A 9,854-nucleotide genomic window follows, 5' to 3' on the forward strand; every position below is an offset into this window, starting at 1 on the left:
CGCCACGGGTGGGCAGTGATACCTGCACAATCGGGATGTCTGCTTGCGGGTACATCAGCGACAGAGGTACCCAGACACCATGGTCGAAAGGTCTATTGCTGTCGATGCGTGCAGGAAGGTTGTTGGATTTCAACAGCTCGACTACCTCATCTGCCAGCTGCGGGGCGCCGGGAGCGGGGTACTGGACCTCGAACAGGGCTTTGGGAAAGCCACCGAAGTCATGCCAGGTTTCCGGTTGTGGATTGCCGCTGACCTGCAGCTCATTGCTTTCCCAGTGCGCAGATACAATCACGATGGCTTTGGGCTTCGGCATCGCAGCGGCCAGGCGGGCGAGTGCCGGCCCGCTGGCACCGGGTTCCAGGGCGAGCATGGGGGAGCCGTGGGATATGTACAGGCTGGGGAACATGAATGAGCTCCTGAGAGTTAAGATGCAACATCTTCAGTCAGATCATTAATCTAAATCTAATATAAGTTTTAGGGCGTTTTGATCGAATTTTCGGGGTTAATTATGCAGCCTGAGTTTTGGCACAAAAAGTGGGCGTCGAATCAGATCGGCTTTCACCTGCCGCAGGTGAACCCTCATCTGAAGCGGTTCTGGCCAGTGTTAAGCCTTGAAGAGGGGGCACGCGTGTTGGTGCCGTTATGTGGAAAAAGCCTGGATTTGCTTTGGCTCGCCCATCAAGGCCATGAGGTCTTGGGAGTCGAACTGTCGGAAAAAGCCGTCGAGGAGTTTTTCAGCGAACATGGCTTTGATCCGGCAGTGAGCGAGCAGGGGCCATTCAAGGTCTATCGGGCAGGTTCCATCGAGCTTTGGTGTGGCAATTTCTTTGAACTCACGGCCGGTGACACTGCTGATTGCTCCGCGCTCTATGATCGCGCCGCGTTGATTGCGTTGCCGCCGAAGATGCGTGAGCAATATGCCGCGCACCTGAATCGGATTCTGCCGAAAGAGTGTCGCGGATTATTGATCACGCTCGACTATGACCAGGTACAGATGGACGGACCGCCGTTTGCCGTACTGGATGATGAGGTGCAGAGATTGTTGGGCGGGTCGTGGGCGTTGAAGGTTCTGGAGGATCAGGACGTGCTGAGTGAGAGCGAGAAGTTTCTGCAGGCGGGTGTCACGCGACTGGAAGAGCGGGTTTACCGGCTGACGAGCCATTAGCAAAAAAAAACGGGGCGATAAGATCGCCCCGTTTTGATTTCTGCAGCAGAAGTATCAGCTCCGACGACGAGCCAGGGCGTCGATACGCTCTTCCAGTGGCGGGTGGCTCATGAACATGCGAGCGAACCCTTGCTTGATGCCACCGTTGATGCCGAAGGCGTTCAGGGTGTTGGGCATGTGCACCGGCAGGCCTTGTTCCGCTCGCAGGCGTTGCAGGGCGCCAATCATCGCGGCGGTGCCGGCCAGGTTTGCGCCGGCTTCGTCGGCCCGGAATTCGCGCTTGCGCGAGAACCACATGACAATGGCGCTGGCCAGGATGCCCAGAACCAGTTCGGCGAAGATGGTCGCCACGTAGTAGGCAATGCCCTGGCCTTCTTCGTTCTTGAAGATCACTTTGTCGACGAAATTGCCGATGATCCGTGCAAAGAACATCACGAAGGTGTTCACCACGCCCTGGATCAACGCCAGGGTAACCATGTCGCCGTTGGCTACGTGGCCGATTTCGTGGGCCAGGACAGCTTTCACTTCATCCGGCGAGAAGCGCTCGAGCAAACCTTGGCTGACCGCGACCAATGCATCGTTCTTGTTCCAGCCGGTGGCGAAGGCGTTCGCCTCGTAGGCCGGGAAGATACCGACTTCGGGCATCTTGATCCCGGCTTCGCGGGACAGTTGCTCGACGGTTTGCAGCAGCCATTGCTCGTGACGGGTGCGTGGCTGGGTGATGATCTGGGTGCTGGTGCTCATCTTCGCCATCCACTTGGAGATGAACAGCGAGAACAACGAACCGGCGAAACCAAAGACCGCACAGAAAATCAGCAGCTGATTGAGGTTGAGGTCAACCCCATTGGCCGCCATGAACCCGTTGAAGCCGAAAAGGCTCAGGGTGATGCTGGCAATCAGCACGACCGCCAGGTTAGTGGCCAAGAACAGCAGGATGCGCATCATGGTTGTAGAAATCTCCTCATACTAAAGATGTAGCGTACTGCGGGGTATATAAGGTGCTGCACCGGGGTATTCAACCGGGTGACTATTTCAAACTGTGTCCTACGGCAACAGTCTAGCTGCTTGCAGGGCGTTTCCGGCGCGAGTGCGGGAAGTGTTTGTCAGTCAGTTCATGTCGAAGGCCCCGCCTTTGTCAGGCGCGAGCAAGCAAAGCGTTATCTGGCGGCGGGCAAAGCGGCAGCCAGCGGCGCAATGCAAAAAAGTGTTGCCGGATGAATCACCGTGCGACGTGCAGGAGCGTCGCACGGTGACTGGCCGCTTACTGGCGGTAGGACTTGAGGAAGCCGCCGATGCGTCCGATGGCCATCTCCAGGTCATCGACACGTGGCAGGGTCACGACGCGGAAGTGGTCTGGCCATGGCCAGTTGAATGCGGTGCCTTGAACTACCAGCAGCTTTTCGGAGAGCAGCAGGTCGAGGACGAATTTTTCGTCGTTATGGATCGGGCAAACCTTGGGGTCGATCCGCGGGAATGCATACAGTGCGCCCATCGGCTTGACGCAGCTCACGCCCGGAATGTCGTTGAGCAATTCCCAGGTGCGGTTGCGTTGTTCCAGCAAGCGGCCCGGCGGCAGCACCAGGTCATTGATGCTCTGATAGCCACCCAGGGCGGTCTGGATCGCATGCTGGCTCGGCACGTTGGCGCACAAGCGCATGTTCGCCAGCATGTCGATGCCTTCGATGTAGCTCTGGGCGTGGTGTTTCGGGCCGGAAATGGCGATCCAGCCGGAACGGAAGCCGGCGACGCGATAGGACTTGGACAGGCCGTTGAAGGTCAGGCAGAGCAGGTCGGGCGCCAGTGACGCGGTGCAGATGTGCACGGCATCGTCGTAGAGGATCTTGTCGTAGATCTCGTCGGAGAACACCACCAGATTGTGCTGGCGGGCCAGTTCCAGCATGCCCAGCAGTACTTCTTTCGAGTACACAGCGCCGGTCGGGTTGTTCGGGTTGATGATCACCAGTGCCTTGGTGTTCGGGGTGATCTTGGCCTTGATGTCGGCCAGGTCCGGCCACCAGTTGGCCTGCTCGTCGCACAGGTAATGCACCGGATTACCGCCCGAAAGGCTTACAGCTGCGGTCCACAGCGGGTAGTCAGGCGCAGGCACCAGCACTTCGTCGCCGTTGTTGAGCAGGGCCTGCATCGACATCACGATCAGCTCGGAAACGCCGTTACCCAGGTAGATGTCTTCAATGCCGACGCCTTCTACCTGCTTTTGCTGGTAATACTGCATCACGGCCTTGCGCGCACTGAACAAGCCCTTGGAGTCGCTGTAGCCCTGCGCGGTCGGCAGGTTGCGGATCACGTCCTGGAGGATTTCGTCCGGCGCTTCGAATCCAAAAGGCGCCGGGTTGCCGATGTTCAGCTTGAGGATGCGATGGCCTTCCTCTTCCAGGCGCTTGGCGTGCTTGAGCACCGGGCCGCGAATGTCATAGCAGACGTTGGCGAGCTTGTTCGATTTGCTGACCTGCATGGCGATGTGTTCCCGAAAATGAACGATCCAGACGGCGTTTGAACAACCGTGCTGGGAATCCTGCGTATTCACACAGGCCTGACGCCTTGAGATGCAGCACCCATATTTCCGTTTGAATGCGCGTGGTCTGGCTGCCAGACTGGCGTTTGACGAGGCGCAATCATACGTGCCGCCCGATCCGTGGAAAAGGTACAGATCGGGCTTTTTCAGCCGCTGAGGTGTGATGATGGAAAAGTTGGAAAAAACCCTGGAAGAATGGAAGGCGATGCTCGATCCAGAGCAGTACAACGTGTGCCGCCTCAAAGGCACCGAACGACCGTTTTCGGGCAAGTACAACGACAGCAAGGTCGACGGTGTTTACCACTGCATCTGCTGTAACGAACCGCTGTTCGATTCCAGGACCAAGTTCGATTCCGGCTGCGGCTGGCCGAGCTTCTACGCGCCGATCGGTGACAGCGCCATGACCGAAATCCGTGATGTCAGCCACGGCATGATCCGCACCGAAGTGGTCTGTGCCAAATGCGACGCGCACCTGGGTCACGTTTTCCCGGATGGCCCACCGCCTACCGGCCTGCGTTACTGCATCAACTCGGTGTGCCTGGACCTCGTACCTCGCGAGTAATGCGAGCCCTGTAGGAGCGAGCTTGCTCGCGATGGACCAGAGAACAACCCGGGGCACCAGGCTTCCCGCGTTATCGTTTAGAACCATCGCGAGCAAGCTCGCTCCTACAGTAGTGGATTGGCGTTTGATAATTTAAATTGCACACAATTCAATTGCTCGCTATGTTTGTCTCATCTTCCCGAATCCGGAGCTTTCATCATGAGCGACAACCTGCTGAGCATCCCTTGCACCACCATCAAGGGCGAGCAAAAGACCTTGGCTGATTTCGCTGGTAAGGCCGTATTGGTGGTCAATACCGCCAGTAAATGCGGTTTCACCCCGCAGTACAAAGGCCTCGAGGAGCTGTGGCAGACCTACAAGGACCAGGGCCTGGTGGTGCTCGGCTTTCCCTGCAACCAGTTCGGCAAGCAAGAGCCAGGCAATGAAGGGGCGATCTCCGAATTCTGTGAACTGAACTTCGGTGTCAGCTTCCCGTTGTTCAAAAAGATCGAAGTCAATGGTGCCGGCGCCCATCCTCTGTTCGTGCAGTTGAAAAAGCGCGCACCGGGTGTGCTGGGTTCCCAGGGCATCAAGTGGAACTTCACCAAGTTCCTGATCGGCAAGGACGGGCAACTGGTCAAGCGCTTCGCCCCGGCGACCAAGCCGCAGGACCTGACCCGCGAGATCGAAGCCCTGCTCAAATGAACACCTTGTCAGTCGATTCCCTGAAGCTCGACAGCCAGCTGTGTTTCAAGCTGTACGCGGCTTCCCGTGCGGTCATTCGCGCCTACAAGCCAATGCTCGATCAGTTGGGCCTGACTTACCCCCAGTACCTGGCGATGCTGGTGCTTTGGGAGTGGCAGGAAGCAGCCCCGGAGCAACCGACCGTGAAGGCATTGGGTGAGCGTCTGGCCCTGGATTCCGGCACGCTGACACCGTTGCTCAAGCGCCTCGAACAACTGCAACTGGTGCAGCGCCAGCGTTCGGCGCGCGATGAGCGTGAGGTGCATCTGAGCCTGTCGCCGGCCGGCATGGCCTTGCGCGATCAGGTCGGGCCACTCAAGGCGCGTCTATTGTGCGACAGTGGGGTCGATCTGAATCGTCTCAACGAGTTGCGCGATGGTCTCGATCACCTGTTGGGACAGATTAAAGCGCTGTCGTAGCGGGAACCCACAAGTCCAGCAGGGCGGCCAGTTCTTCTCGCCGAAAGGGTTTGGCCAGGTAGTCGCTCATGCCCGCGGCACGACAGCGTTCGCGCTCCTCGGACATGGCGTTGGCCGTCAGGGCGACGATGGGCAGTTGCGGCCAGCGTCCGCTGCGGCGGATTTGCCGGCTGGCTTCATAGCCGTCCATCACCGGCATGTTGCAATCCATCAGCACCAGGTCGAAATCCCGTAGATCGAGTTGATCCAGGGCCTCAGCACCATGAGCCGCGGTGGTGACCTCGCAGCCAAGTTTGCCGAGCATGCCCTTGGCCACCAGTTGGTTGACCGGATTATCTTCCACCAGCAGTACGCGCCCGCGGCGTTGCGGGCATTGCGTGTCGAGTCGGGCATTGTTGATCGGGTGGGTTTCCGGCTGCAGGATCCGCCGCAATGTCTGATACAACATATTGCGAGCCAGGGGGCGTGCCTGTTGTTGCAAGGGGGCGAGGGCGTTGGCCTCTTCGCTGGGCATGAAATTGCCATAAGCGGTGACCAGCAAGATCGGGGCACCAAGGGTGGGGCGCAAACTGAACAGACATTCGGGGCAGTCGGTGATGAGCACGTCGGCTGTCAGGCCAAACAGTGGGTCATCCATGGAGCGCCGTTCATAGTCCAGCCCCCAGCCAGGCAACAGACTGTTGAGCAATTCGCCCAGCCCGCTGCTGGCGGCCGTGATGGCGACGACTTTGCCCTTGAGCGAAAGGGCAGGCATTGCACGGGTATGGCCGGGCAATGGCAAGTCTGCGCAGAACTGGCTGCCAAAACCCGGCTCGGAGCTGATCGTCAGGCGCCCTTGCATGGCTTCGCAAAGGTTGTAGGTCAGCGCCAGGCCCAACCCGGTGCCGCCAAATTGGCGGGTAATACCGGCACCGGCCTGGGTGAAAGGCTGGAAGATCTTGACCTGGGCATCCTGAGGGATGCCGATGCCGGTGTCGCACACTTCGATTCTGACACCGTCCCCGAGCGTCGAAAGGCGCACGTCGACACGCCCGAAACGGGTGAACTTGAGGGCGTTGGACAGCAGATTACTGACAATCTGCCGGACCCGGGTCGGATCACCGAGCACCAGCGCGGGGAAATGCGGGTCGATCAGGCAGGTCAGTTCGACGCTGGGGGCGGCGTTCTGCGACAACAGGTTGGCGGTGTCTTCGATCAGTGAGCCGAGGTCGAAGGGGATGTGTTCGAGTTCGAGTTGACCGGCATCGAACTTCGACAAATCGAGAATATCATTGAGCAATTCCACCAGCACTTTGCCCGAGTCATGGGCGATCGACAGCTGTTGCTGTTGTTCGGCATTCAGCGGCCCGTCGAGGGACAGCGCGATCATCCCGAGCAAGCCATTGAGGGGCGTGCGAATTTCATGGCTCATGTTGGCCAGGAACACCGAGCGGGCTTCGGCCATGTCGAGGGCTGTACTGCGGGCGACCTCCAGTTCCTGGTTGGACTGGCTCAGCCGGTCATTGATCGCCTTGAGTTCAGCGGTGCGGGCCGAGACGATGTTTTCCAGTTGGCCCAGATACTCGGTCAGGCGGTTTTCCGCGTTGCGCCGCTGCTGGATTTCGGTGGCGATGTTCTTGAACTGCTGGCTGGCAACCTTGACCAGCACACCGATCTCATCGTTGGCGTGCCCGGCGGGGCATTCCAGTGATGTCGGTTCGGTACTGCTCGGGTCGCGACCGCTGAGCTCACGGATGACCCGCACCAGTGGTTTGGTCAGCATCACATAGAACAGCGCCAGCAGGATGCCGGACAGCAGCAGGCTGCGGGCGAAGCCGTTGAGCAGGGTCACTTCGGCCCGGCGCAGGAACCGGTCGCCGAAGGCGTAAGTGTCGACGTTCAGCCGCAGCGTACCCAGGGACTCGTTGGGCAAGTTATCCAGGTAAAGTCGGTCTTCGAACTGTCGATTGGCGCCGAACAGGAAGTCGCTGAACATCCGGTAACCGTTTTGCACGCCGGGTCGCTTGACGCTGGCCAGCACGGTGCCGTTGTTGTCGGTCAGTTTCGCGCTGATGATCGCCGGCGAGCGCAGCAGGCCCAGGGTCAGTTCCTTGGCGAGTTCGGCGTCGATGTTGTAGGCGATTCGCGAGGCCGGATTGTGGCTGATTTCCAGCAGCGAAAGGATTTCACGATTGATGGAGGCGTCTTCACTGGCATAATCGATGCCTATTTGCAGCAGGCTGAGCAGCGTGCCCAGAATGAAACCGACCAGCACGGTAAGCCGGGCTTGCTTGAACGACAGCCGGTTGGTGAATTTGATGTCCATGGGGGGGTGAACCACTTCCGTTTCCTTTCGCTGCTCAAGCATAGTCGATCATGCCTGCCTACTGATGTTCTCGCGAGGCCTGTACCGCGGGGGGCACCCAGTTGTCTGACGCTGTGTTTCGTCGCTGCATCACCATCATTACTGTGAACGTGCCCGAGGAGAAGTCGTGGATTCCCGATTGAATGCTTTTCTTGAACGCGCCGATGCCGTTCTGGCCCGTATCGAGCCGTTGCTGCCGGCACCCCGGCCAGCCATCGACTGGACACAATGCCTGGCCGCGCGCTGGCAGCGAGAGTCGCGCGGTGGTTATCTGATGCCGCTGGAGGTCAGCCTCGACATGCGCCTGTCGGACCTGATCGGCGTCGACCGGCAAGTCGAGCAGCTTGGTCGCAATACCCGACAGTTCCTCGATGGCATGCCTGCCAACCACGCTTTGCTCTGGGGCTCGCGCGGCACCGGCAAGTCGTCGCTGGTGCGCGCCTTGTTGGCCGAGCACGCTCAAGACGGTTTGCGATTGATCGAGATTGAACGTGATCACCTGGCAGACCTGCCGCGAGTGGTCGAACAGATTGCCAAACTGCCTCAGCGTTACGTGCTGTTTTGCGATGATCTCTCGTTCGAGTCGGGCGAGGGCGATTACCGAGTGCTCAAAAGCGTCCTTGACGGCTCGCTGGAACAGGCGCCGGACAACGTTTTGCTGTACGCCACGTCCAACCGTCGCCACCTGGTGCCGGAAAAGGAAAGCGACAACGAAAACTGGAAACGGGTCGACGGCGAACTGCATCCCAGCGAGGCGGTGGAAGACAAGATCGCGCTGTCGGACCGCTTCGGTCTGTGGCTGTCGTTCTATCCGTTTACCCAGGAACACTTCCTGAACGTCGTCGAGCACTGGATCGGCCAGTTGGCCGGCAAGGCCGGACTGGCGTGGCAGCGCACGGAAGAACTGGACATTCTGGCGGTACGCTGGGCCACCGGCCGGGGCAATCGCAATGGACGTTGCGCTTATCAATTTGCCCGTTATTGGGTCGGGCTGAAACTGTTGGAGCACAAGGCATGATCGATTTACAAAAGAGCGGCCAGGGCCTCGAAGGCTACGGCATGCTGCACGCGCAACTGGAGTCCTTGCTGGCGGACGAGCGGGATTTCATCGCCAATGCCGCACAGTTCTCGGCGTTTCTGTTCAATCAGCTCGATGACCTGAACTGGGCCGGTTTTTACCTCAACCGCAATGAGGAATTGGTGCTGGGCCCGTTTCAGGGGCAGATCGCTTGCGTGCGGATTGCGTTCGGGCGCGGTGTTTGCGGGACAGCGGCAGCCACCTTGCAGACTCAGTTGGTTGAGGATGTGCATGCGTTCCCCGGTCACATCGCCTGCGACAGCGCCTCGAACAGCGAACTGGTGGTGCCGTTGGTCAAGGACGGCCGGTTGATCGGCGTGCTTGATCTGGACAGTCCGAAACTGGCGCGTTTCACCGCACAGGACCAGGCCGGAATCGAACAGCTGGCGGCGATTTTCCTGCGCCTGACCGACTGCTGATCAAGACGCCAGGCCGGCCTTGGCCAGCAGGGCCGGCGCGTCCACTGCATCGATCTGCTCAGGGGCGAGGAAGCGCCTGGCGTACTGCAAATGGATCTGTGCCTTGATGAACAGCCCGAACAGCTCCGGGTCGATGTGGGCATCACGGCACATGATTGCCATGATGCCCAGCGCCTCGCTCAAGGTCTTGGCTTTTTTGTAGGGGCGGTCGGCGGCAGTCAACGCTTCGAAGATATCGGCAATTGCCATCATCCGCGCCGGCAGGCTCATTTCTTCTCGCTTCAAGCGTTTCGGATAACCACTGCCGTCCATTTTTTCGTGATGCCCGCCGGCTATTTCCGCGACGCTGCGCAAGTGCCCGGGGAATGGCAGGTGGTTGAGCATCAGGATCGTCTGAACGATGTGGTGATTGATGACATAACGCTCCTCGCTCGTCAGGGTGCCCCGGACAATGCTCAGGTTGTACAGCTCACCCCGGTTGTATTTGTGGAGCGGGACGTCGAGTTTGAAGCCCAGGGGATTATCTTGCGGTATCACTTCGTTTTCGCCGCGTTCGAACAGGTGCTCGGGTTTGTCCGCCAGTAACGGTTCGCTGACGGGCAGGGTGGGGG

General features: G+C 59.2%; 11 protein-coding genes. 6 read left to right on the forward strand and 5 right to left on the reverse strand.

The annotated features are described in order from the left end of the window. Positions 1–406, reverse strand: a 406-nt coding sequence (locus ACCD00_RS29010) for a DODA-type extradiol aromatic ring-opening family dioxygenase (RefSeq protein WP_413428661.1), incomplete at its 3' end; no start/stop codon positions are given. 102 nt (positions 407–508) lie between these two features. Here ACCD00_RS29010 and ACCD00_RS29015 point away from each other — a divergent pair. Further along, positions 509–1,165 (forward strand): thiopurine S-methyltransferase, encoded by a 657-nt coding sequence (locus ACCD00_RS29015; protein ID WP_413428662.1) that lies wholly within the window; start codon positions 509–511, stop codon positions 1,163–1,165. 54 nt (positions 1,166–1,219) lie between these two features. Here the strand turns inward: ACCD00_RS29015 and htpX are convergent, their stop codons facing one another. Continuing rightward, entirely contained in the window at positions 1,220–2,110 is an 891-nt protein-coding gene (gene htpX, locus ACCD00_RS29020; RefSeq protein WP_413428663.1) for a protease HtpX, read from the reverse strand. 316 nt (positions 2,111–2,426) lie between these two features. Next, positions 2,427–3,638 carry a pyridoxal phosphate-dependent aminotransferase gene (locus ACCD00_RS29025; RefSeq protein WP_008017190.1) on the reverse strand — a complete coding sequence of 404 codons (1,212 nt, stop codon included), beginning with the start codon at positions 3,636–3,638 and terminating at the stop codon, positions 2,427–2,429. 226 nt (positions 3,639–3,864) lie between these two features. Here ACCD00_RS29025 and msrB point away from each other — a divergent pair, with 226 nt between their 5' ends. The 3 genes from msrB (at position 3,865) to ACCD00_RS29040 (ending at position 5,402) form a co-directional block, all read left to right on the forward strand. Further along, positions 3,865–4,260, forward strand: a complete 396-nt coding sequence (msrB, locus tag ACCD00_RS29030) for a peptide-methionine (R)-S-oxide reductase MsrB (RefSeq protein WP_322616287.1) — start codon at positions 3,865–3,867, stop codon at positions 4,258–4,260. Between the two features lie 198 nt (positions 4,261–4,458). After that, entirely contained in the window at positions 4,459–4,944 is a 486-nt protein-coding gene (locus tag ACCD00_RS29035; protein WP_008002671.1) for a glutathione peroxidase, read from the forward strand. Then, on the forward strand, positions 4,941–5,402 hold the full coding sequence (locus ACCD00_RS29040) for a MarR family winged helix-turn-helix transcriptional regulator (RefSeq protein WP_085715311.1): 462 nt from the start codon (positions 4,941–4,943) through the stop codon (positions 5,400–5,402). Before ACCD00_RS29035 ends, ACCD00_RS29040 begins: the two co-directional genes overlap by 4 nt. On the opposite strand, the gene ACCD00_RS29045 is transcribed toward ACCD00_RS29040, so the two are convergent. Beyond that, a complete protein-coding gene (locus ACCD00_RS29045; protein ID WP_413428664.1) occupies positions 5,386–7,749 on the reverse strand; it encodes a response regulator in 2,364 nt (787 codons plus the stop codon). The two genes, ACCD00_RS29040 and ACCD00_RS29045, sit on opposite strands and share 17 nt — an antisense overlap. 124 nt (positions 7,750–7,873) lie before the next feature. Here ACCD00_RS29045 and ACCD00_RS29050 point away from each other — a divergent pair, with 124 nt between their 5' ends. Further along, positions 7,874–8,764 (forward strand): ATP-binding protein, encoded by an 891-nt coding sequence (locus tag ACCD00_RS29050; protein ID WP_413428665.1) that lies wholly within the window; start codon positions 7,874–7,876, stop codon positions 8,762–8,764. Then, positions 8,761–9,243, forward strand: a complete 483-nt coding sequence (locus tag ACCD00_RS29055; protein WP_413428666.1) for a GAF domain-containing protein — start codon at positions 8,761–8,763, stop codon at positions 9,241–9,243. The genes ACCD00_RS29050 and ACCD00_RS29055 overlap by 4 nt, the downstream gene beginning before the upstream one ends. Here the strand turns inward: ACCD00_RS29055 and ACCD00_RS29060 are convergent. Then, on the reverse strand, positions 9,244–9,854 hold a 611-nt coding region (locus tag ACCD00_RS29060; RefSeq protein WP_413428667.1), incomplete at its 5' end, for an HD-GYP domain-containing protein. It lies immediately after the preceding gene.

Source organism: Pseudomonas sp. Pseusp3 (assembly GCF_047304225.1).
Classification (GTDB): Bacteria; Pseudomonadota; Gammaproteobacteria; order Pseudomonadales; family Pseudomonadaceae; genus Aquipseudomonas; species Aquipseudomonas fluorescens_CD.

Coding starts and splice junctions, on each gene's coding strand:
- ACCD00_RS29015 (WP_413428662.1), top strand. CDS start 509: ATGCAGCCTGAGTTTTGGCACAAAAAGTGGGCGTCGAATCAGATCGGC.
- htpX (WP_413428663.1), bottom strand. CDS start 2,110: ATGATGCGCATCCTGCTGTTCTTGGCCACTAACCTGGCGGTCGTGCTG.
- ACCD00_RS29025 (WP_008017190.1), bottom strand. CDS start 3,638: ATGCAGGTCAGCAAATCGAACAAGCTCGCCAACGTCTGCTATGACATT.
- msrB (WP_322616287.1), top strand. CDS start 3,865: ATGGAAAAGTTGGAAAAAACCCTGGAAGAATGGAAGGCGATGCTCGAT.
- ACCD00_RS29035 (WP_008002671.1), top strand. CDS start 4,459: ATGAGCGACAACCTGCTGAGCATCCCTTGCACCACCATCAAGGGCGAG.
- ACCD00_RS29040 (WP_085715311.1), top strand. CDS start 4,941: ATGAACACCTTGTCAGTCGATTCCCTGAAGCTCGACAGCCAGCTGTGT.
- ACCD00_RS29045 (WP_413428664.1), bottom strand. CDS start 7,749: ATGCTTGAGCAGCGAAAGGAAACGGAAGTGGTTCACCCCCCCATGGAC.
- ACCD00_RS29055 (WP_413428666.1), top strand. CDS start 8,761: ATGATCGATTTACAAAAGAGCGGCCAGGGCCTCGAAGGCTACGGCATG.